Source organism: Pseudomonas sp. SWRI50, assembly GCF_014269095.1.
Taxonomy (GTDB): Bacteria; Pseudomonadota; Gammaproteobacteria; order Pseudomonadales; family Pseudomonadaceae; genus Aquipseudomonas; species Aquipseudomonas kermanshahensis.
In genome coordinates, this window is record NZ_JABWRW010000006.1 from 157,490 (window position 1) to 179,353 (window position 21,864).

Genomic DNA, 21,864 nt, shown 5'->3' on the forward strand with positions numbered 1-21,864 from the left:
CCTGGAGCCTAAACCACTTCAAAAGCTGCGTGGCGAAGGAAAAGTAACTGACAATTTCCAGCCATGTATCAGATCAGGATGACGGACTTTGCCGAAAAGGCCGCCTCCTGACTGAGCATAGCCCAAAGCCACTGCTGGCAAGGCTGCGCTACGCCTCACACGCGGTGTTGTTATACGTCGATGGCAGCGCCCGGAGACCCGGCCTCCAATGCCGCCAGTGTCATGTCGAGCATCAACCCGCGCCGGGCAGCGCGCTGTGCCGCAAGAATCGCATCTGACTCCGCCTGCCTGGCCTCGTCCGTCAACGCCTCATCGTCAAGCACGCGATCCAGGCGGCGCCGGAACGGCCTGTCCACTTGCGCGAAGCGTTCAGGGTGAGCACGCTCCAGGTGCCCTTGCCAGAACGTTCGGTCCACCAGCGAACGTGCGATTTCCTCTTGCGTCTCGGCCTCGAGCACTTGCGCCTGCGCCCGCGCAAGGTGCGCTTCCGTGACACCTGCCAGGGGGCGAAAACTCATGTCGCCCACTGCAATGGGCAAGTTCAGGCGGTCCCGCAACCCGAGTCGATAGGCGAGCCCCACTTCGCTTTCGTCCGGGTTGCCGCCGCGTGCCAGGATGTCCAGCACAGCCAGTCGGTCGACTTCATCCAGGCGCCACAACCGCCGCCCCAACGCAAGCAAGGCCTGCTCGGTATTGCCTGGGTCATCGGTCCGGGCGCGCCACACCAACACGTTCAACTCAAGGTTGCTGAGGCACCATGTCGCGCCGTCCTGGCAACCCCACTCATCGTTGGCGATGTCCATCAAGGCTTCGCGCAGGGCCGGCTCCCGGGCCATTGCCTGCAGCACGGCCAATACCCGCAGGGCGAGCGCTTCGGCATTGATGTGAAAATCGGCGGACTGCAGCAACTGCTGAAGGACGCGGAAGAAGCGATCTGCCGGCTCCCCTATGTCTACCGACTCCCACGCCGCCATCAGCAGGCCCCGATAGCGCGGCCCGACAGCATCCCCCCAAACGACTCGGGCACGCTCGAGTTGTTCGTAAAGCAACACCTCGTCCGTCGGCATGACCGGCCCCATTAGCGCCGCCTGGAGGCGAATCAGTTCGGCGTTCTCCAATGGGTTGCCGGCCAACCTGATGCGCCGCCGAAAGCCCGGTGCCAGTTGATAGAACCACTCTGGAATCCGCGTGAGGCGGTTTTCGCGCATATCCATGTAAACCAGGCTTAAGCGGCTCTGCACGCCGTGCGGAAAATGCGTTAGCCCAGTATTGCGCAAGTTCAGCCAGCGAAGAGCGGTGAGCCCATCCAAGGTGAAAGTGCGCCCCAGAGGGTTATGGGACAGATCGATGTACTCCAGGGTTGTGGAGCTTGCCAGGGTGGCAGCCTGGCTGGTAGTCAGCACGATCTGGTTGTTGGTCAGGGTCAACTGACGCAAGTGCCGCATTTCCAGCAAAGGCTGCGGCAAGCGAGTCAGCAAATTCCCCCCCAGGTCAAGTAACCGTGCACGCGGGAAGGCGAGCAGAAAGCTCGCTGGTACATCCTGCAATTCCATACGCAGCAGTGATACATCGGAAACATGAGCAAAGCTGACCTGTGCTGGCATTTCCGGCAGCTCCCCAGGCCGCATGTTGTACAAGACCATGCGGTAGTTGTGGTCGGTGTCGAGGTGGGTTTGCCCTGCGTCGGTGGTGCGCCGCCAGCAATCTAGCAGCGTGTTACGCATGCAGATACGGTCTTCCCTCACAGCACCTTCAGCGTCCCCAACCCACCCTTCCAAGCTGTTGCGCAGCACCCTGTACTCTGCCCGCAGCGTGGCCAATACAGCTTCCACCTGACGCCCCGAACGCCGTACATTGTCGGTCCATGTAGCCACCTGTTCGTCACTGAACGAAGGAAACAGGTCACGCACCGACGCTGCCAGCGCCCGCTCTGGCCGGCCTGGGCCACCCGAGTTACGGCCACCCAAGGGGTAACCCAGACGGCCGTCGGCCAAACGCTGGGGTGGGCGGAACATTCCCCTAGGCTGCACACCCAGCAACCCTTCAAGCTCGCTACGACGCCGCACCGCCTCACGCGCCAGCACAACCCTAAGGTTATGGGCGAAGGGCTCCGCTACCTGCATCGCCCCCCGCTGGGACGGTGAATAGGCTGCGGCCATCACCTCGAACAACTCGCCCGCCTCGCCTTGCGGCACCGCGTGAGCATCCAGCAATTGGAACATGCCCGCGTGGTGCAGCAAATCGAATGCCTGCGCGCCGTCCTCGGTCGACGCCAGCAGCGGCCCACCGCGATGGCCTTCGAACAAGCGCCAACGCACGCCTTGGCCAGTGCCAGGCAAGTGCTTGAGCAGCCCCAGTGCGACACGCGCCAAGTCGGCATTCTGTGGGGTATCCAGGCTCAACGCTTCAAGTACCCTGACCTTGCGAATGGTCGCCACAGCGCGCCTGGCCGCTTCGGCCAGGTTCAATGGCACGCGGCCCGTTTGCAGCAACCGCCGTCGGTCATCCCCATTGGCCGCCGTCAGCAGCGCCTGCGCGGCCCGCGGGTGCAACCGCGGAAACACATTACGCAGCAAAGCACTGCCCGGGCTGTCGCTGACCTGCACAGCGTCATACACATGCCCCAATAAAAGGCGCCGCTGGGCCCAGACGAGCTCGGCTAGCAGCGGGTCCGACGCACCGGCTGCCCCCGGCAAGCGCTGGGCATGCTGCAGCACGGTGGCGTCCTCGACCGGCTCGCCCGCACGCAAGCAACTGATCATCTGGCGAATCCGTTGATCGATCCTGCAACGCTCGGCGCTGTCGAGCATGCCGGCCTCGGGCGCACGCCCATACACATGCAGGGCCCGCAGGTGATCCGCACCGAGGTCATGAAACCCCAGCACTTGGTCGATCTGCTCGTCAGTCATGCTGTTTAACGGTGTACCAAGGCGGCGGAACATGCGGTGGATGTCATCCCATTGCGCAGGTTGCTCGCTCCAGACTCGCCAGGCGCCGGCACCGTTGTGACGCAGCGCAGGCCCATTGCCGCTGCGCGGGCGAAGCTGCCATTGGCCATCGCTGCCGGGGCCGATCACAGGGTAGTGGTGGCCGTCCATTTCGACCCAGGCCTGCCCGGCGTGGCGTCGAATCCCCAAGGCATCCTGCGTAGCCGCAGGCCCCGGCGCGACGCTGCGGTAAGGTGCCAGGTCCTGCTGCCAAAGCTTGCTGCCACCGTCCTCCAGCTGTGCAGGCACCATCGCATCGACCACGGCAGAACGCGCCCACAACCGCCGCGCCACCGTAACGCCCGCAACCGTCGCTGCAATAACCGCAAGGTCAGTGGCGACGTGCGTCAAATGGTCGAGTGCCTCCTGGGCATCACCCGCCTGCAAAGCCTCGATGCCATGGTAAACCTCGCCCAGCAGCTCCCAGACAGTCACCGCAAGCATGACCAGGCCCAGGCCCGGGACAAAAAACGACGCCAGGTTCAACAGCAGCCAGCCTTCGGCAGCCAGTCGCTCGTCATGGGCACGCTGGACATCGCGGTCGAGCCGCGCCACCGGCACCGCGATCATTGCCGCATCCTCTTTGATCTGGCGGATACGCGACTGTGCGAGGCTGTTGAACAGCGGTGATGGGTAGGCCTGCAAACGGGGGGCGAGGTCATAACTTGCCCAGGCCGGCAGGTCGTCAAAAATGGGCGTTACCGTGGCGAAGAATGCCTGGCTATCGCGCCTGAGCACGAGGCGGCTGAAGAATCGCTGATACGTCTTGACGCGCAAGCGATGGCCCAGTTCACGGTTCAGGTCACTGAGGCTGTCGAATGCACTCCAAGGCGCCACCGGGTCACCCGGCACATACATCAGCAAACGCCGCGTGGTGTTGAACAAGGGGCCTTGATCGATCACCTCCAACACCACCACCTGCTCAAGGGCATACCCGAGCAGCTTCAGCTGCTTGGCCACCACCAGGTCACCCGCCAGGCGCAGCAGCTTGCCCTCGAGGCACATGCCCACCAGCAATTTCAACTCGCTGGCATCCAGCAGGTTGTCTTGCCGGGCCTTGTAGCCGTCCACCAGCATGGCGTAGCGCATGGCATCGACTAGCAACGTCTCGACGCGTTTTTCGTCATTGGCCGGTTTCAGAATGCTGTCCAGATGCTGCTGATAGCCCTGCCCCAGGTCGAGCTCGCGGCACAGCGCAGCAAAGGCTACGGCGGTGGGCGGTTTGCGCGCGCCCGAGCGCGGTACCAGCAACCGGTTGCCCGCCGGCTGGCCACCTGCACTGGCCTGTGCGGCGGTAAAGTTGCGCAGTGCCACCTCAAGCAGTGGTTTTTCGTCGTACACCACTTCTGTGAGGTGAGCCCCCACCGGCTGGGCGTTGATCACCGGTTCACGGCGCCCTTCGAGAAACTTCAACCGGTGCAGGTTGTAGGTAACCCCGTAACGCTCGCTGAGCGCCTTCTCCAGCCGGGAGGCGACGAAGCCATCGATGTTTTCGATGCGCATCAGCAACGCGCCCAGGTGCTGACGGCTTTCAAGGCTCTTGGCCAAGGCGTGGCTGATCGCAGGCAGTTGGTCAATGGGCGCCTGTCGCAACCAACGGGGCAGGCGCTTGCCGATGAAATCATCCTGAAACGCGTCGCTGTCGTGCTGCAGCGTGTCGGGGCGGACGACGGCATTGCCCGCAGCCTGATCCTCTGGCGAGTGTGTAGTGCCCATGCGTAAAGCCTCTTGTGGGTAAAGAGGCCAAGCCTAGGCAGCCGCGGTTTGTCGAGGCGCTAGATAGGTAATGCCTGTGCTCAGAACAGCTGTAGCTGGCGGCCGGTCAACGCCGCGAAATCATCCCCGACGAAGGGCAGGATGGCGTCGGCCACCGGTTGCAGTTGGCGGCTCAGGTAATGCTCGTAATCGATGGGTGCCTGCAGGCTCTCCAAGGGTTCAGGGCCGGCGGTGGTCATCAGGTAGCTGATCCAGCCGCCGTTCTGGTACTGCCGGGGGCGGCCGAGGCGGCTGTTGTACTCATCGGCCAGGCGCGCGGCGCGCACATGCGGCGGCACGTTACGCTGGTAATCGGCCAGCGGACGACGCAAGCGCTTGCGGTACACCATCAGCTCATCGAATTCGCCGGCCAAGGTCTGCTGCACGTACTGGCGCACATAGTCGCGGTACGGTTGACCACGGAAGATCCGCCCGTAAAGCGCCTGCTGAAATTCCCGGGCCAGCGGCGACCAGTCGGTGCGTACCGACTCCAGGCCTTTGTAGACCATCTCCTCGCTGCCGTCGGCGCGCTGCACCAGCCCCGCGTAGCGCTTCTTGCTGCCTTCTTCGGTACCGCGGATGGTCGGCATCAGAAAGCGTCGGTAATGGGTTTCGAACTGCAACTCCAGGGCACTCTCCAGGCCCATCGAATCACTCAAGTGCCGGCGCCACCAGTGGTTGACCTCGGCCACCAGCTCGCGGCCGATGCGCGCTGCAGCATCCTCGTCATGGGCGCCTTTGAGCCAGACGAAGGTGGAATCAGTATCGCCATAGATCACATCGAAACCGCGGGCTTCGATCAGTTCGCGGGTCTGGCGCATGATCTGGTGCCCGCGCATTGTGATCGACGATGCCAGGCGCGGGTCGAAGAAGCGGCAGCCACTGGAGCCCAGTACGCCGTAGAAGGCATTCATGATGATTTTGAGGGCTTGCGACAGCGGCGCGTTGCCCGCGCGCTTGGCCGCCTCCCTGCCCTGCCATACCCGCTCGACAATGGCCGGCAGGCAGTGCTGGCTGCGCGAAAAGCGCCCCCCGCGAAAACCTTCGACCGCATGTTGCGGGTCGGGCTGACGCAAGCCTTCGACGAGGCCCACCGGGTCGATCAGGAAGGTACGGATGATCGAGGGGTACAGGCTCTTGTAGTCCAGCACCAGCACCGAATCGTAGAGGCCAGGGCGCGAATCCATGACAAAACCGCCGGGGCTGGCTTCGTCTGGGCGGCTGCCGAGGTTGGGCGCGACAAAGCCCAAACGGTGCATCTGCGGTATGTACAAATGGCAGAACGCGGCCACCGAACCGCCGCTTCGGTCCACGGCCAAGCCGGTGACCGAGGCGCGTTCGAGCAGGAACTCGAGCAGCCGGGTGTGGGCGAAGATGCGCGTGACCAGTTCGCAGTCCTTGAGGTTGTAGCGCGCCAACGACGGTTTGTCCTCGGCGAACATGCGGTTGATTTCATCCATGCGCTGGTAGGGCGTGCTGATCGCCTTGCCCTCACCCAGCAGCGTTTGGGCAACGCTCTCCAGGCTGAACGACGGGAAGCTCCAGGTTGCCGAACGCAAGGCTTCGATGCCGTCGATCAGCAAGCGCCCAGGGGCATCGGCGAACACGTGGCCGCCGCTGGCGTGAGTGCGCAAGGTCATGAGCGCGCCGTTGCGGCCTAGGGCCAAAGGCACCTGCAGGTGCTTGGCGTGTTCGTGCAACAGGCGCAGGTCGAACTGCACCAGGTTCCAGCCGATGATCGCATCTGGGTCGTGGCGGGCCATCCATTGGTTGAGGCAATCGAGCAGCGCGGCAGGGTCGTCGCAGTACTGCAGGTCGAAGTCCACCACGCTGCTGTCGCCATTGGCCGGGCCGACCATGTACACCTGGCGCTGGCCGCAGCCTTCGAGGGCGATGCTGTAAAGCTCGCCGCGCTCGCTGGTTTCGATATCCAGCGACACCAGGCGCAGCGGCGGTCGGTAGTCTGGCAGTGGCTTGAGCTGTGCGTCGCAGAGCACGCCGTGGGCGTCTGGCTGGCCAGTGAACTGCACCGGGGCCGTGATGAAGCGCTCCATCAGGTAGCGCTCGGGCGGGCGGATATCGGCTTCGTACACCTCGACGCCGGCGTTGCGCAGACGTTGCTCCAGTTGCATCAACTGGCGATGCTGGCGGCAGTACAAGCCCAGCACCGGGCGCTGATCGAAGTCGCGCAGTTGCAAGGGCTTAAGCTCGACACCCGGCTCGTTGGCCAGCAGCACGCGCGCATGTTCAGCCTGCGCCTGCGCGATGAACGCCACCGAGACTTGCGGCGCCAGGCGCAGCTGGCGCGGGCCCTGGTCCGTCGCCAGCCAGAACTCCACGCACGTGCCTTCGGGTGTGTCATGCCAATGCCGGGTCAGGACAAAGCCCTGCTGCAATTCCACCGCGTGGACCTCTGATCGTCTGTTGTGCTGTAAGTGACGATTCTACCCTGTGCAGGGCAATTCAGGGCTGCCATATCCGGCTTTGCCCTCAGATCCGACTTGGCCTCTGTAGGAGCAGCCTTGTGCTGCGAAGAGGCCGGTAAACCTGGCAGAGTTGCATGGTCAGTACTGGCCTCTTCGCAGCACAAGGCTGCTCCTACAACGACCGCGCAGGCCTGGGAAACTATCGAGAACCGGCCTTGAACCCGCCACGGCGCCCTGCCCAGGCCAGCAGCCACGCCAGGCCTATCAATACCAGCGCCACGGGGCCAAACCAGGCGACACCTGCCCCGGTCAGCAGCAACCCGCCGATAATCCCGCCCAAGGCGATGGCGCTGTTCCACGCCGTCACCAGCATCGACTGCGCCACGTCACCGCCCTCGCCCGCTGCATCTGCGCAGGCCGTCTGCAACAGTGTTGGCGCGCCGCCGTAGGTCACACCCCACAGCGCGATGCTCAGGTACAGGGCCCACGAGGACGCCTGCCCCAGCATTAGCGTGGCCACGGCAAAACCGGCCAGGCTGAGCAGCACCAGCGTGCGCAGGTGCCGATCGACCAATAGCCCGACCAGGCCGATGCCCGCCAGCGCCGACAAGCCGAACACCATCAACACCTGGCCGATTTCGGCGGCCATCCCCGCCGCCGCCAGCAGCGCCACGATGTAGGTATAGAGAATGTTGTGGCCGAGGATCCAGGTCATGATCACCAACAGCACCAACGCCACGCCAGGTGTGCGCAACACCTGCAGCGCCGCCGGTCGCTTGCCGGCTGCCTGCCCCGGGTAGTCCGGCACAGCGCGCAACACCCAGACGACCAGCAGCAGCGCCACCACAGTGACCACGACAAAGGTGGCCCGCCACCCCAGCAGTGCTCCCAACCAGGTGCCGATGGGCAAGCCGAGGGACAAGGCTATCGGCTGGCCGAGCATGGCCACCGCCATCGCCCGCCCCTGCAAGGCCACCGGCACCATGCGCCGGGCATGGCCGGCAATCAATCCCCAAGCCAGGCCGGCTGCGGCACCGGTGAAAAAGCGCAGCACCAGGGTAAGGGCATTGGACGACGACAAGGCCGTCAACCCGTTGAACAGCACGAAGCCACCAATCGCCAGCAGCAGTGCACGGCGGCGATACCAGCCTTGGGTCAGGGTCACCAGCGGGATGGCCGTCAGCAGCGAGCCCAATGCATACGCCGTGACCCACTGCCCGGCCATGGCCTGACTGATCGCCATGTCGCCGGCGATCTGGTCCAGCAGGCCGGCAGGCAGGGTTTCGCTGAGGATGGCAATGAAGCCGGTCATAGCCAGGGCCAGCAGGCCGCTCAAAGGTAAGCGCTCGGCGCTGTCACCCAGTAGCGGTGCGGAAGAAGTCTGGGACATTGCAGGATGCCTTGAAGTGGTGATCGAGGCCGGCAGTGTGCAAGCCGGGGGTATTGCGGAAAAAGATGGGTACAATGCCGTTCACCCCGGACATTAATGTCCGCAATCAGGAGTGCGCAATGGACAGCCTCAGCGGCTTCGTGGTCTTCAACCGGGTAGCCGAAACCCGCAGTTTCGTAGCTGCAGGCCAGTCGTTGGGCATCAGTGCTTCGGCTGTGGGCAAGCGCGTGGCACGGCTGGAAAGCCGCCTGCGTGTGCGCCTGTTCCACCGCAGCACACGCAGCATCACGCTGACCGCCGAAGGCACGCTGTTTCTTGAACGCAGCCGCCGTATCCTGGCTGAGATCGAGGCCACCGAGCAGGCCCTGTCACAGGCCAGCGAAACCCCTCGCGGTCGCCTACGCGTGAGCCTGCCCCAGGTCACCGGGCTGGTCATGCCGGCGCTGGCCGACTTCATGGCGTTGTACCCTGAGGTTGAACTGGACCTGGAGTTTACCGACCGCATGGTGGATATCGTCGGTGAAGGGTTCGATGTGGTGATGCGCGGCGGTCAACCCGTGGATTCGCGCCTCAATGCCAAGTTCCTCGGCCACTTCCAGCATCGCCTGGTGGCATCGCCCGAGTACCTGCGCGAACGCGGCACGCCCACCCACCCCCGCGACCTGAGTGCACACACCTGCCTGCACTACCGCTTCCCCAGCAACGGCAAGCTGGAGACCTGGCCGCTGCGTCAGGAGCACCCCGACCAGGGCTATGACATCCCCATTTCGATGGTGTGCAACCATGTTGAGACACGCATCTGCTTCGCCCTCAACCACCGCGGCATCACCTGCCTGCCAGACTTCAGCGTGCGCCGCGAACTGGCCGCCGGCACGCTGGTGACGGTACTCGACAGTTTCATGGAGCGGCGTGGCAGTTTCTACCTGTTGTGGCCGTCGGGGCGCCAGGTGCCGCCCAAGCTGCGGGTGTTCATCGATTTCATGCTTGAGCGGGTGTTCCCCGGCAGCCCTCAACCGTACAAATAGTTGATGTCCTTGTAGGCCAACGGCGGCACCTGGCTGATCAGAAAGTCACGCAGTTTGTGCATCTGCCGGGCCTTGGGGCTGGATTTCAGCCAGGTCATGTAATAACCGTCACCGGTGGCCACCGCGTGCTTGAACGGCGTCACTAGCCGCCCTGCCGACAGGTCGGAGCTGGCCAGCACCAGGTCCACTACCGAGATGCCCAGGCCTTGCTGGGCCGCCGAAATCCCCTGGTCGAGGGTATCGAAAACCTGTCCCTGGTCGATGCTGATATCCAGCGCGTCCATCCGCGCCAGCCAGCGTCGCCAGTCGCGCCGGTCCGGCGACGGGTGCAGGAACTCGCACTGGCGCAGGTCGGCGAGGTCGGGCTGGGCTTGCGCCATGTAATCGGGGTGGCACACCGGGATCAGCCACTCATCGAAGAGCTTGAAGCTCTCGACATCGGCGGGGAAACGGCCGTTGGCCAGCAGGATGGCGCAGTCGTAGGGCTCCGAATAGAAGTCCACGCTGTCAATGTCCATCCACACGCTCGACAGTTGCACGCTGCTGCTGTCATCGAGCTTCTTGAAGCCGTCCAGGGCCCTGAGCAACCAGCGCATGGTAAGCGTGGAGGGCGCCTTCAGACGCACGCCATAGCGGTCCTGACGCAGCAACGCGCAGGCGTTCTCGATGATCTTGAAGCCGACCTTGAGCTCTTGTGACAGCAGGCGCCCGTGCTCGGTCAGGCTCAGTTTTGGACCACGACGCTCGAACAGGTCGCAGCCGAACATGGCCTCGAGGGTCTTGATGTGGTGGCTGACCGCCCCTTGGGTCAGCGCCAGCTCCTCCGCCGCACGGGTAAAGGAGCCATAACGAGAGGCCACCTCGAAAGCACGCAGGGCGTGCAAGGCCTGAATCCGTTCCGACATGGCGACGTCCGAAGCATGAGTGAGACTAATAGTAGGTCATAGTTCCACGCGTTTTACAACGTTAAGTCTGTCTCAGAAAATGCGGGTAAATAATAAAGATTACCAACGATTCTGCCTGCATATGACTGGAACGTTACTTAATTAGATGCCTGGGGAAATCATGTTTACGGGTTATGGAAACTGCTATCGCCTGGATGCGCTAGAGCTGGCCGCTGAACATGTGCGGAACACGCAACATTGGACGTACAAAACCATACAACATTTTCGCAGCATTCTCGCCAACCCCGAATTCCCCTGCCTGTTTGGCCGCAAGGCAGTCGCCAGCGAGACCTGCCACATCCTCTTCGCCCGCGCCGAACAACTGGCCGACGACATCGCCCAGGGCCTGGCTGACTACGTGCGCACCATCACTCCGATCCCGCTCAAGCAGCGCATCGGCAGCCCATTGGTGGTGTTTCTCGAAACCGCCAGCGAATACACCCTTGCCGAGCAACAGGCGCTGGCCTGGAAAGTTTTGCAGGGCGTGCACGCGCGCGACCCGCATCCTTGGCCGCAGGCGATGCCGACCGACCCTCACGACACGGGCTGGTCGTTCTGCTACGCCGGCATGCCGCTGTTCATCAACATGAACTTCCCCGGCCACCAACAGATGAAAAGCCGCAACCTGGGGCCGCACATCACCTTCGTCATCAACCCGCGGGAAAACTTCGACGAAGTGGCCAACGCCAGCACCGAAAGTGGCAAGCGTATCCGTGCCCGCATCCGCGAGCGGGTACAGCATTACAACAACGGCATCATGCCCGACACCCTTGGCGCGTTCGGCGATGCCGACAACTACGAGTGGAAGCAGTACCAGCTACAGGAGGCGGGTTCGCTCAACCCGTCACGCTGCCCGTTCCACGCCCATGTAACAGCCGACACACTGATCGAGAATTGACCGTGAATACCGCACTCACCGCCACCTATGCCCTGACTGTCCTGCTGCTGATCGCCACCCCTGGCCCAGTGGTGGCACTGATCGTCAACACCGCTGCCGCCTCCGGCTCGCGCAAAGCCATGTTCACTGCCGTGGGGACCAACTGGGCGTCCTTGGTACTGATTGGCGCGGCGGCCTGGATCATCCTGACCAGCGCGGCCATCGACAAGGCCTGGCTCAGCGGCATGAGCCTGCTGGGCTGCCTGTTCATCGGCTACATCGCCGTGGGCACCCTCAAGGAAGCCCTGCAGGCGCCCACCCCAGCGTCGGCGAACGAAGCGCCTGGGCCTGGCCGTGGCGGCCTGCTGCAAGGGTTCATGGTGGGTATTTCCAACCCCAAGGACATCATCTTCTTCATCGCCTTCTTCCCTCAGTTCATCCAGATCACCGAGTCGTTCGGCAAGAGCATGGTGGTGCTGTCGCTGTTGTGGGTGGCCATCGATTTTGCCGTGCTCAGCCTGTACATCTTCGCCATCGGCAAGATCGCTTCGCAGCGCAGCAATCGGGTCATCAGCCTGGCCTCGGGCGTCGCCCTGCTGCTGATCGCGGCCGGCGGCCTGCTGTACAACCTCAAGGAACTGGCGGCCTGAGCCGGATGCCTCGCAAGGAGTGCCCATGAGATCGACCGACACGAGCACAGATGTTTTGGGCCTTCCTTCGCCGCTGCAACAGGACTACCAGCGCTTTCTGCAACTGGGCAGCCGCCGTGCGCCACACGCATTGCACATCCACGAGAGCGGCTACCGCTCGGGCACCATCAACACCGATGCGCTCGGCCTGCGCTACAGCCACTGCGCCGGTAAGCGCTTCTCGGCCGCCGAGCGCGGCACCGCGCCGCGCATCAACCTGTTGGTCGGGGGCTCCACCGCCTTGGGCGTCGGCGCCAGCAGCGATGAGCACACGGTGGCTTCGCACCTGTCGATGCTGACCGGCGAGGTCTGGCTGAGCCTGGCAGGCTGCGGGCTCAATGCCGGCCAAGAGCTGCTGATGTTCCTGACTCACCAGCACCGCCTCGGCCAGCTCGGCCACGTGGTGGTGCTCAGCGGCCTCAATACCTTGGCCCATGAGGCCCTCTACGAAATCCTCGCCAGCCCCCGCGAGGCGCATCACGTCACAGGTTTTCAGGAAGCCTTGAACAGTTTCAGCGACGGCATGCCGCCTGCCGCAGCCCCCCGCCGACAATCGCTTTGGCGGCGCATCGGCCAAGCCTTGGCCGCGCCCCCTCCCGCGCCTCCAGCCGCCCAACCGCTGTCGCCCCCAGAAAAACGCCTGGCCCGCGCGGCCGACAGCATCGGCCGTACCCTGCGCCAGTGGGAGCGGCTGCTGGCAGACAGCCACGCCACCCTCACCTTCATTCTTCAGCCGCTGCTGCCCTGGTGCCGAGAAACCTTGCCAGCGGGCGAGCAAGCCATGCTGGCGGCGCTGGCGCGGCAGCCCGCGAACTTCGAGCGCCTGCTGGACGGGGTCTTCGACAGTCACTTGCACACAGCCTTCTTTCGCCGCATCAAAGACCAGGCCGACCCGGTAGCCTGCTATGACATGAACAGCATGCTCAGCAGCTCCCCCGTGTTTGGCGCCGACCTGTTCGTCGACCGCCTGCACCTCAACGACCTGGGCAACAACGCACTGGCCAAAGTCATTACCGCCAAGCTTGGCCTGGCCCAGGAAAAACACGCTCAGCGCAAGGTCACGCCTATCAAGCTCGTCTGACAGTTGCCCGCCGGTCTTCCGGCGAGGCCCCTTGGGTGGCTAGAATACGTCGTCGTTCCGACTCGCCCGAGGCGTACCTGTACCTGTGATGAACATCCAAGCCGTGCATCAACCACTGGCCGCCTGTCGTGACTGCCCGTCCCACGAGGCCTGCCTGTGAGTCGTGTGGCAACCCTGTCGCCGCTGGTGATCGCCTTGATGCCACTGGCCGCGCAAGCGCTCGACGTGCGCATCGACCCTCATGCCGACTTGCTCTACCGCCAGGCCCTGCCCTTGCTCGAGCAGGCCGACAGCCAGGACGACGGCGCCAGCTCACTGCGCACTGCAGTGGGCAGCGACCCGGAGCTCACCCGCCAGGGCCAGGCCCTCGCGCACACCTTGCCCACCGCCGTGGCACTGCTGAAAAAGTCGGTGGAGCTTGGCCACCCCGTGGCCCAGTACCGGCTGGCGCTGTACTACATGACCTACCTGCCGGTGGCCCAGATCCCGGACGCTGCCTGCCCTTTGCTGGAGGCGAGCCTCAAGCAAGGCTTCGCCCCCCCGGCGCCGGCCATTGCCACCTGGTGCCCGCCCTACAACGCCAGCGCAGACTATCGCGCTGCGCTAGAGGCGATCCCAAGCATGGCCCCCCAATACGCCCCCTACTACCCACAGCCCACCCCACGACTGGCCTGCAACCGCAGCCAGCCGCAAGGCCTGAACATGCAGTGGGGGCGCCAGCGGGACTACCAGGCCGAGGTGTACCGGGTGCTGGCCGACCTTGACCCTGGGCATCGCCAGGCTTTGCTGCAAAAGGCCGTGGACATCAACGGATGCTCGACTGCGCAGCGCTGGTTGACCAGCCATCGATAGCGGCCAGTCGACAAACCAGCAAGATCGTTCAAGCCATGGCCCGCTTCACTCTGGCATGCTGCCCAACCGAGTACACGCGTTGCAGCCACCATGCCCCACAGCCCACACATCGCTCGCCAAGCCTTTGTTCATGGCGCCATCGCCATCCTCCCGCTTTCCCTGGCCGTCGCCCCCTGGGGCCTGCTGGCCGGCTCCATGGCCATCGAGGCCAACCTCAGCGCCTGGCAAGGCCAGGGGCTGTCGGCCATCGTCTTTGCCGGTGCCGCACAACTGGTGGCAATCGGCATGCTCAAGGGCGGTGCCAACCTGGCGTCGATCCTGCTCACCACCTTGCTGCTGACATCGCAGCACCTGCTGTACGGCCTGTCCATGCGCCCGGTGCTGTCGAACCAGCCGCTGCGCTGGCGATTGGGCCTGGGCTTTTTGCTGACCGACGAGTTCTTCGCCCTGACCAGCCATTATGACCAGCAGCAGTTCAATCGCTGGTATGCGCTGGGTGTGGGCCTGACCTTCTACATCGCCTGGAACCTGTTTACCTTGGCAGGCATCGTCCTTGGCCAGAACATTCCGCACCTCGACCAGTTGGGCCTGGACTTCTCGATTGTCGCCACCTTCGTCGCCCTGATCGCGCCACTGGTGCGCAACCTGGCCACGGTGGTGTGCGTGGCCGTGTCGCTGTTCTGCTCGGTCCTGTTCAGTGCCTGGCACTGGGAAACCGCCCTGGTGGCCGCTGGCTTGCTCGGGATGGGCGCCGGCTTCATTTGCCAGAAGTGCTTTGGAGGCCGCGCATGACCTGGTTACTGATTTTCGCCATGGGCGCCATCGTGTTTCTCAATCGCTATGCGTTTCTTGAACCACGCCTGCCCTTGCGCCTGAGTTCCAATGCCCGGCAGTTTCTGGGCTTCGCGGTGCCGGGCATGCTCACCGCCATCTGCGGGCCGATCATTTTCATGCCTGACCACCAGCTGAACCTGAGCCTGCTCAACCCTTATCTGCTGGGCTCGGTGGTGGCCGTCATCTTGGTGCTGTTGACCCGCAGTGTGTTGCTGAGCATGCTGGTGAGCATGTTGATCTTCTTCCTCCTGCGCAGCTGGCTGGCATGACCACGCCCCTGCGCGAGCAAACGCACCTGTGGCAGGCGCCGGCGCTGGGCGACGTCGAAATGCTGCACGCGCGGTATTTCCAGCAGCGCTTCGCCCCGCACGTGCATGAAGGCTACGTGTTCACCGTGATCGAGTCGGGCGCCCAGCGCTTCTGGCATCGCGGCAGCGAACACCTGGCCCCGGTGGGCAGCATGGTGTTGATCAACCCCGACGAACTGCACACCGGCGCCACGGCCCACGAAGCCGGCTGGCGCTACCGCGGTTTCTACCCAGAACATGAGCGGGTAACGGGCGTGCTGGAGGAGCTGGAACTGGGCCGCCACGGCATGCCCACCTTCAAGGACAGTGTGATCCAGGACCCGGCCCTGGCGCTCGCCTTCAGCCAGCTGCACCAATTATCCGAAGCAGCAGCCAGTGCCCTGGAACAGCAGACCGCCTGGCGCCATGCCGTGCTGGCCCTGGTGCAACGCCATGGGCAATGCGCCGAACCCGCTGCACCCGGCCATGAGCCACAGGCGGTGGCTCGCGCCCGTGAACTGCTGGAGAGCCAGTTGGCCGACCCGCCATCGCTTGAAGCCCTGGCGGCGGCGGTCAACCTGTCGCCCTTCCACTTCGCCCGGGTGTTTCGCCAGGCCACCGGCCTGCCGCCCCATGCCTGGCTCAAACAACGGCGCCTGGCCCGTGCCCGTGAGTTTTTGAAACATGGCCAGGCGGCTTCGGAGGTGGCGTTTGCGCTTGGGTTTGCCGACCAGAGCCACTTGAGCCGGCAGTTCAAGCAGGCATATGGGGTAACCCCAGGGGCATACCGCAGCGCCTGCCTGCCAGGCTGACCCCGTGCGACACCCGGCCCCAGGCAAGCTTGCTGGCCACTGCTACACTGACAGGGCTGAATTGGAGGATCCTGCCATGTCCGAAAGAGAGCTCACCACCCTCATATCGCTGATGAACCAGCGTCAGGCCTGCCTGAGCAGTGCCTGCAAGGAGATTGCCGACTGGATCGACCGGCAGGGCGATGTGCCCGCCGCCGGCAAGATCCGCGCGAGCCTAAAGGCCCTGGAGGCCGACGAAGCCCAGGTACGCAAGACCTTGACCTCGCTGACCCTCGACAGGCCATTGCCGCGTTTTCGTAGCTGAATGAACTGGGGCCGCTATGCGCGGCCCCAGATGAATCAGTGTTTCATGTGCATGTGGTCATGCCCACCGCCTGCCTCGGTGAGCGGACGCACTGGCGCTTGCACCGGAAGCCTTTCCTTGCCGCCCTTGGCATCTTCAATGACCAGGGTCAGCGGCACCTGCTCGCCTTCTTTCACCTGCTGGTTCAACCCCATCAGCATTACGTGCAGGCCGTTCGGGTCCAGGGTGACTGCTTTGCCAGCCGGCAACTCGACGGCCTTGACCTCACGCATGCCCATCACGTCGCCGTTCATGGTCATTTCATGCACTTGCACGGTCTTGGCCACAGGCGATTCAACGCCCACCAGCTTGCTGTCGCTGCTGGCCGTGAGGGTCATGAAGGCACCGGTGGACTGCTGGTGCGGCACGCTGGCGCGGACCCAGGCATCACTCACGTCGGTCTGGGCCAGGGCTGGCAGGGCAAAGCCCAGCAGGGCGATGGCGGCCAGGCCGCGTTTGATCGGTTGCAGTGAAACAGCCATTAGCAAATCTCCATCAGGGTGACCAGGTCTTCAGCGCATTCCTTGGCATTCAGGGAATGACCCAGGCTCAGGCGCAGGGTGCCACGCGTATCGTAGACGTAGCTGGTGGACGAATGAGAGATGGTGTAGGTATCACCGGCCGGGACCTTCTCGTAGAACACCTTGAACTCTTTAGCCACCTCGGCGATTTCTTCGGGGGTGCCCGTCAGCGCGGTGAACGAGGGGTCGAACGCTTTGACATAGGCGTCGAGCACTTCGGGGGTGTCGCGCTCCGGGTCCAGGGTAATGAACACCACCTGGAACAAGTCACGGTCGCGCCCCCTGAGCAACAGCCTGATTTGCGCCGCCCGCGCCAGCGTGGTCGGGCAGACCGCCGGGCACTGGGTGAAGCCGAAGAAAATCATTGGCATGCTGCCGTAGAAGCTCGACAGGGTACGCGGGTTGCCTTGGGGGTCCTTGAGGTTGAACTTGCGCCCAAGGATTTCGTTGCTCATGTTCTTGCCGTACTTGAACTCAAGACCCCGGGCCGGGCTGCAGCCAGCCAGCAGGCCAAGCCCGAGAACGCCCATCCCGGCGACAACCGCGCGCCGGGTATACAGATCATTCATGGAACTATCCTTTACAGGCCATCCTTTACAGGAAAGGTACCGGCCCTTGGGACGGGCCAGCCGAAAAACCGGGGCATTCTTACATGACGCCCCAAGTGCTTCTACCCGACGAAGGCGCAGATGGCCTGCAGCCCTTTGAATACGGGCTGCGGCCTGTTGTCGCAGGGGTTGAACTCGTAACAGTTTGTTGCTAAGGAAGCGGCGAACCCTGGTATCAGTAGTACGCGTTTTCCTTCTGGGTGTGGTCGGTCACGTCGCGCACACCTTTGAGCTCCGGAATACGCTCGAGCAGGGTGCGCTCGATGCCTTCCTTCAGGGTCACGTCGGCCTGGCCGCAGCCCTGGCAACCGCCGCCGAACTGCAGCACAGCGATGCCGTCGTCGACCACGTCGACCAAGCTTACCTGGCCGCCATGGCTGGCCAGGCCCGGGTTGATCTCGGTCTGCAGGTAGTAATTGATACGCTCGTTGATCGGGCTGTCCTCGTTGACCATCGGCACCTTGGCGTTCGGCGCCTTGATGGTCAGCTGGCCGCCCATGCGGTCGGTGGCGTAATCGACCAGGGCGTCTTCCAGGAAAGGTACGCTGACTGCATCGAGGTAAGCGGTGAAGCTCTTCAGACCCACGGCGGTGTCGTCAGGCTTCTCTTCGCCCGGCTTGCAGTAGGCAATGCACGTCTCTGCGTACTGGGTGCCTGGCTGGGTGATGAAAATGCGGATGCCGATGCCGGGCGTATTCTGCTTGGAGAGCAGATCGGCCAGGTAATCATGGGCGGCGTCGGTAATGGTTATAGCGCTCATGGAAGTTCCTCACAGACTTGCGGCCAAGTGTACGCCAACCTGGTCCTTGTACAAAGTCCTAGTATTTGACTCGGGAAAGCGCGTACACCGGCGCCTGCCCCCGTGGCGCCGCCAGCCAGGCCTGCATTCGTCGGTACAGGCCGCGCTCCAGCCACTGGTAGCTGAACCACGACATTAGTCCAATGGACGGCACGCACAGGGCAAACACCAGGTACGGGTTCAGGTGCAGCCGCTGGCTGGCGAACCAGCCGGCATACAGCACCAGCACGTGAATCAGGTAGACCGAATACGAACAGTCACCCAGCGCCTTGAGCAGCCGATTACCCGCAAACACCGGCTCCAGGGAGACAAAGGCCAGCACCACCAGCGCGCTCGGCAGACCCCAATGCAGCAGGCGCTGGGAGGCGTCGAGGTGATAGATGGCATACCCCGCCACCGCGAGCAACGCCAGGGGCATCCAGGTGCCCTGGCGGATCAGGCCTCGCCGATACAGCACACCCAGGCCGATGCCGAGCAGGAACTCATAGATGATGTCGTTGTTGTAGAAGCGGCTGAGCACACCCAGCCGCCCCAGCACTTCACTCACCAGCAGCAGCGCGACAGTGACCAGCAGCACCTGATGGCGCTGGCGGACCAGGAATGCCAGGCCGAACAGCAGGTAGAAGAACATCTCGAAGTTCAGCGTCCAGCCCACGTTCAAGGTCGGATAAAGGCCATACCCGCCGGGGTTTTCCGCAGGCACGAACAGCAGCGATAACAGCAGGTGGTGCCAGTCGAATTCCTGGTGCGGCATCCAGCGGCTGGCCGCCAGCAGCAGGCCCGCCATGACCAAGGTGTAAAACCAGTACGCCGGGACGATACGCAGCACCCGGTTGAGCAAGAACTGGCGGGGTTCGATGGTTTTGTCGCGGGTGGAGAGGTAAATAACCAGGCCGCTGATGACGAAAAAGATGTCGACGCCGACAGCGCCCCGGTCGGTAAGCAGTTGGCCGATGGGCCCGCTGGCCTTGAAGTCGAAGAAGATCTGCATGAAATGGTGGCAGACCACCACCCAGGCGGCGAACGCCCGCAGTGCCTGAAGCGAATACAGCATGAAATACCCTGCGATTGCCGGTGCATTGAGGCCTCGGCGAGCGCTTCGCACTCGTTCGCGGGCAAGCCCGCTCCCACAGGGACCACGCAAAACCTGTAGGAGTGGGCTTGCCCGCGATTGGGCTGCAAAGCAGCCCCCGGACCACCCAACCTTTCCGACCGCAGTTGTATCGGAAAGGTCAGGTTGACCGATCAGAGGTTCTCGTAGCGGTTCATGTCCAGCACACCCGCTTCCACCGGCTGGGTCTCCTTGATGTAGCTATTGAGGTCGTGGAAGTACTGCCAGAACTGCGGATGGGTGCGGCGCACGCCCCAGCGCATGACGATGCGCTCGAATTTGCCAGCATCATCACGCGCATACTCCATGTCCTCGACAAACTCGGGCACATCCTCGGCCGGAATGTTGAAGATGAAGTTCGGGTAACTGCTGAGCACGCCCGGGTACAAGGTCAGGGTGTCCAGCCCAGGCTGATAGCGGTAGGCCTCGCCCAGCAGGAAGGCAACGTTGCTGTGCGCACGGTTGCGCAGCAGGCTGTACACCTGGCGCTGGCCGCCAGGCCCCTCGATACGCAGCATCGTCGCTTCAGGCAGCTGGTTGATGACCTTGAGCCCGGCAGCCGGGCGCGACACCAGGCGGCTGAGCGACTGCTCGACATTGCGGAACGCCTCGTTCATCTGCGGCCGCGAGCAGTACGCCCCCTGGCAGCGGTTGATCGGGTCAGGTGCCGCATTCAGGCTGCCGGTACGCTGCACCAGCTTGAGCCCGAAGTCGCGTTTTGGGTTCGCCGGGTCCAGCTTGATACCGCTTGGGGTGTCAGTGTCGATGTCCTCGTAATCGAGCCACATCTTCACCTTGCCGCTGTTCTGATACCAGTCACTGAGGATCGCGCCACGCTGGTCGGCCGGCATCAGGCGCAGGAAGTTGACCTCCGCGCCATTGCGGATCAGGTCGAAGTACAGGCGGGTCTGCAACTGGTGCGAAACGTTGCCGAATACATCGAAGTTGACGGCCAACTGGTAGTAAGTGCGCTCGAACAAGGGGTAGTCGAACAGCCACACGGTGAGCGGCACATCCCCGATCAGGCCCTTGGTCACCGAGGCGCTGTCGAAGTGGCGGAAGATACTCAGTAGAGCATTGTCGTTACCGGCCCACAGCGTCGACCAACCCGGCGCCGGCATTTCGGCATAGGCTTCGCGGCGCAGTTTTTCGTATTCGTTGCGCTTATCGCGGTAGGCATGCCAGAGGCCCAGCACACTGCCCACGTCGTCGATCTGCCCCGGCATGGCCAGCAGCGGCGTGGCCTCGCCACGGTACTGGGCATCGGTGATGTAGCGGTCGTGGGCCGGCTCCTGGAACAGCGCCCAGAAGTTATCGCGGATCACGTCGGTTGCAATCTGCCCACGGCACACCGGGCCACGGATGAAGGTGCGCACGAAGTATTCGGCGTTATCCAGCATGAACTGGTAACGCGCCACCGCCGGGATCGCCTCGAAGGTCTCGAACGGGTTGGCCCGGTGGCGCGGGCCATAGCCTGGCAGCGCCGAGGCATGCCAGTCCCCCGCGTAGAACAGTTGCTTGACCCGCTTGAGCTTCTGCGGCCCCATTGGGTAAGTGATGTGCGTCTTGTGCACGATCACACCCTGCACCGGCATCAGCCGGTAGTAAAAGTCGGTACCTGGCGGGTCGTTGGGGCGTCGGGTCGCGATCACGTCGACCGGCTGGCCACTGGGCGTGCGGGAACGCACCCACTGGAAGAAGTGGCCCTGCTCGCCGCCGACGAAGTAGATGTGCGCAAGGAACAGGTGCTCGTAAAGCCAGCGGCCAACCAGCGCCTCGGTCGAACCCGGGCGGTTGAGCAGCTCTTCCCAGTCGGCGATCTGCTTGGCCTCGACCGCACTCGGCTGAATCGGCTGGTACTCCACCGGCGCGCCAGCCGCCAGCCAGCGTTGCAGGGTGGTGTACTCCTGGTCGGTCAGGCCGGTGACCGCCAGCGGCATGCCTTCTTTAGGGTGCGCGCCGGCGTAGGCGTCGAACTCATGGGGCAAAGGGCACATGTTGTTGCGGTTGATGCCCAAGACGATGTCCTCGGGCAGCTTGGCATTGGGCGTAAGCGGCGTCTTGTGCCCCAGCTCGAGCATGCGCGCCATCAGCGCGGCCTGGCTGCCCTGGCCGTCGAGCACCGAGTAGAAGCCCTTCTTGCGCCACTCGCCCTCGCTGTGGGCGTCGTAGAACAGCCGCGTGGTCGGCACCGCCGCGCTGCGGTCACCTTGGTACACCGGCACCTTGGTCGCTCCCCGCACCGCGCCCTCAGGGCTTTCCAGCTTGAGCTGGCAGGCCGCGTCGTTGCAGGCATGGCAGGCCACGCACTTCTCGGTGAAAATCGGCTGGATATCCCGGGTGTAGGAAATAGCCGGGCTCGATTGGGCAGCCTGCCCGAAGGTCGCGCCACTGATGAGCAAGGCGAAAACGCCCGCCCAAGCACGAATACAACGATGCACCATGTGCGGAAAGTCCTGGTTCTTGAAAGCCATCACGATTGCCTGGTCGTCCTTGGGTGCTTGTGTGCCAACATGAGCTAAA

18 protein-coding genes are annotated in these 21,864 nt (G+C 63.6%); 9 read left to right on the plus strand and 9 right to left on the minus strand.

The features are described from left to right. Window positions 1–170: 170 nt before the first annotated feature. The 3 genes from HU750_RS09195 to HU750_RS09205 form a co-directional block, all read right to left on the minus strand. Window positions 171–4,703, minus strand: a complete 4,533-nt coding sequence (locus HU750_RS09195) for an NEL-type E3 ubiquitin ligase domain-containing protein (RefSeq protein WP_186678801.1) — start codon at window positions 4,701–4,703, stop codon at window positions 171–173. Between the two features lie 80 nt (window positions 4,704–4,783). Then, window positions 4,784–7,144 carry a DNA polymerase II gene (locus tag HU750_RS09200; RefSeq protein WP_186678815.1) on the minus strand — a complete coding sequence of 787 codons (2,361 nt, stop codon included), beginning with the start codon at window positions 7,142–7,144 and terminating at the stop codon, window positions 4,784–4,786. A 223-nt stretch (window positions 7,145–7,367) separates the two neighbouring features. Then, window positions 7,368–8,558, minus strand: coding sequence for an MFS transporter (locus HU750_RS09205; protein WP_186678818.1), 1,191 nt, complete (start codon window positions 8,556–8,558; stop codon window positions 7,368–7,370). 119 nt (window positions 8,559–8,677) lie between these two features. Between HU750_RS09205 and HU750_RS09210 the strand changes: the two genes are divergently transcribed. Next, complete coding sequence (locus HU750_RS09210) at window positions 8,678–9,583, plus strand: LysR family transcriptional regulator (protein WP_186678821.1); 906 nt, start codon at window positions 8,678–8,680, stop codon at window positions 9,581–9,583. Here the strand turns inward: HU750_RS09210 and HU750_RS09215 are convergent. Next, window positions 9,568–10,488 carry a LysR substrate-binding domain-containing protein gene (locus HU750_RS09215; protein WP_027593866.1) on the minus strand — a complete coding sequence of 307 codons (921 nt, stop codon included), beginning with the start codon at window positions 10,486–10,488 and terminating at the stop codon, window positions 9,568–9,570. The genes HU750_RS09210 and HU750_RS09215 overlap by 16 nt on opposite strands. 160 nt (window positions 10,489–10,648) lie before the next feature. Between HU750_RS09215 and HU750_RS09220 the strand changes: the two genes are divergently transcribed. From HU750_RS09220 to HU750_RS09255, 8 genes are all read left to right on the plus strand, one after another. Beyond that, on the plus strand, window positions 10,649–11,425 hold the full coding sequence (locus HU750_RS09220; RefSeq protein ID WP_027593867.1) for a YqcI/YcgG family protein: 777 nt from the start codon (window positions 10,649–10,651) through the stop codon (window positions 11,423–11,425). A gap of 2 nt (window positions 11,426–11,427) precedes the next feature. Next, window positions 11,428–12,054 (plus strand): LysE family transporter, encoded by a 627-nt coding sequence (locus HU750_RS09225; RefSeq protein ID WP_186678823.1) that lies wholly within the window; start codon window positions 11,428–11,430, stop codon window positions 12,052–12,054. A 25-nt stretch (window positions 12,055–12,079) separates the two neighbouring features. Next, entirely contained in the window at window positions 12,080–13,174 is a 1,095-nt protein-coding gene (locus HU750_RS09230; RefSeq protein WP_027593869.1) for a hypothetical protein, read from the plus strand. Window positions 13,175–13,330: 156 nt separating this feature from the next. After that, window positions 13,331–14,026: an SEL1-like repeat protein gene (locus HU750_RS09235; RefSeq protein ID WP_085273252.1), complete on the plus strand. Its 696-nt coding sequence runs from the start codon at window positions 13,331–13,333 to the stop codon at window positions 14,024–14,026. A gap of 90 nt (window positions 14,027–14,116) precedes the next feature. Then, on the plus strand, window positions 14,117–14,818 hold the full coding sequence (locus HU750_RS09240; protein WP_027593871.1) for an AzlC family ABC transporter permease: 702 nt from the start codon (window positions 14,117–14,119) through the stop codon (window positions 14,816–14,818). Continuing rightward, window positions 14,815–15,129 carry a branched-chain amino acid transport AzlD family protein gene (locus tag HU750_RS09245; RefSeq protein ID WP_099429890.1) on the plus strand — a complete coding sequence of 105 codons (315 nt, stop codon included), beginning with the start codon at window positions 14,815–14,817 and terminating at the stop codon, window positions 15,127–15,129. Before HU750_RS09240 ends, HU750_RS09245 begins: the two co-directional genes overlap by 4 nt. Next, window positions 15,126–15,959, plus strand: a complete 834-nt coding sequence (locus HU750_RS09250) for an AraC family transcriptional regulator (protein ID WP_186678825.1) — start codon at window positions 15,126–15,128, stop codon at window positions 15,957–15,959. The genes HU750_RS09245 and HU750_RS09250 overlap by 4 nt, the downstream gene beginning before the upstream one ends. A 76-nt stretch (window positions 15,960–16,035) precedes the next feature. After that, window positions 16,036–16,263: a hypothetical protein gene (locus tag HU750_RS09255; protein ID WP_027593874.1), complete on the plus strand. Its 228-nt coding sequence runs from the start codon at window positions 16,036–16,038 to the stop codon at window positions 16,261–16,263. A 35-nt stretch (window positions 16,264–16,298) separates the two neighbouring features. Here the strand turns inward: HU750_RS09255 and HU750_RS09260 are convergent, their stop codons facing one another. The 5 genes from HU750_RS09260 to HU750_RS09280 form a co-directional block, all read right to left on the minus strand. Continuing rightward, a complete protein-coding gene (locus tag HU750_RS09260) occupies window positions 16,299–16,784 on the minus strand; it encodes a copper chaperone PCu(A)C (protein WP_186678828.1) in 486 nt (161 codons plus the stop codon). After that, a complete protein-coding gene (locus HU750_RS09265; protein WP_186678835.1) occupies window positions 16,784–17,392 on the minus strand; it encodes an SCO family protein in 609 nt (202 codons plus the stop codon). Before HU750_RS09265 ends, HU750_RS09260 begins: the two co-directional genes overlap by 1 nt. A 214-nt stretch (window positions 17,393–17,606) precedes the next feature. Next, the gene (gene nfuA / locus HU750_RS09270; protein ID WP_012271640.1) at window positions 17,607–18,191 is read right to left on the minus strand and encodes a Fe-S biogenesis protein NfuA; all 585 of its coding nucleotides are present in this window, start codon (window positions 18,189–18,191) and stop codon (window positions 17,607–17,609) included. A gap of 58 nt (window positions 18,192–18,249) precedes the next feature. Next, a complete protein-coding gene (locus HU750_RS09275) occupies window positions 18,250–19,284 on the minus strand; it encodes an acyltransferase family protein (RefSeq protein WP_186678838.1) in 1,035 nt (344 codons plus the stop codon). A 191-nt stretch (window positions 19,285–19,475) separates the two neighbouring features. Continuing rightward, complete coding sequence (locus tag HU750_RS09280; RefSeq protein ID WP_514132420.1) at window positions 19,476–21,815, minus strand: fatty acid cis/trans isomerase; 2,340 nt, start codon at window positions 21,813–21,815, stop codon at window positions 19,476–19,478. Between the last annotated feature and the right edge of the window lie 49 nt (window positions 21,816–21,864).

Coding starts and splice junctions, on each gene's coding strand:
- HU750_RS09215 (WP_027593866.1), bottom strand. CDS start 10,488: ATGTCGGAACGGATTCAGGCCTTGCACGCCCTGCGTGCTTTCGAGGTG.
- HU750_RS09210 (WP_186678821.1), top strand. CDS start 8,678: ATGGACAGCCTCAGCGGCTTCGTGGTCTTCAACCGGGTAGCCGAAACC.
- HU750_RS09195 (WP_186678801.1), bottom strand. CDS start 4,703: ATGGGCACTACACACTCGCCAGAGGATCAGGCTGCGGGCAATGCCGTC.
- HU750_RS09275 (WP_186678838.1), bottom strand. CDS start 19,284: ATGCTGTATTCGCTTCAGGCACTGCGGGCGTTCGCCGCCTGGGTGGTG.
- HU750_RS09205 (WP_186678818.1), bottom strand. CDS start 8,558: ATGTCCCAGACTTCTTCCGCACCGCTACTGGGTGACAGCGCCGAGCGC.
- HU750_RS09220 (WP_027593867.1), top strand. CDS start 10,649: ATGTTTACGGGTTATGGAAACTGCTATCGCCTGGATGCGCTAGAGCTG.
- nfuA (WP_012271640.1), bottom strand. CDS start 18,191: ATGAGCGCTATAACCATTACCGACGCCGCCCATGATTACCTGGCCGAT.
- HU750_RS09265 (WP_186678835.1), bottom strand. CDS start 17,392: ATGAATGATCTGTATACCCGGCGCGCGGTTGTCGCCGGGATGGGCGTT.
- HU750_RS09250 (WP_186678825.1), top strand. CDS start 15,126: ATGACCACGCCCCTGCGCGAGCAAACGCACCTGTGGCAGGCGCCGGCG.
- HU750_RS09280 (WP_514132420.1), bottom strand. CDS start 21,815: ATGGCTTTCAAGAACCAGGACTTTCCGCACATGGTGCATCGTTGTATT.
- HU750_RS09230 (WP_027593869.1), top strand. CDS start 12,080: ATGAGATCGACCGACACGAGCACAGATGTTTTGGGCCTTCCTTCGCCG.
- HU750_RS09245 (WP_099429890.1), top strand. CDS start 14,815: ATGACCTGGTTACTGATTTTCGCCATGGGCGCCATCGTGTTTCTCAAT.
- HU750_RS09255 (WP_027593874.1), top strand. CDS start 16,036: ATGTCCGAAAGAGAGCTCACCACCCTCATATCGCTGATGAACCAGCGT.
- HU750_RS09240 (WP_027593871.1), top strand. CDS start 14,117: ATGCCCCACAGCCCACACATCGCTCGCCAAGCCTTTGTTCATGGCGCC.
- HU750_RS09260 (WP_186678828.1), bottom strand. CDS start 16,784: ATGGCTGTTTCACTGCAACCGATCAAACGCGGCCTGGCCGCCATCGCC.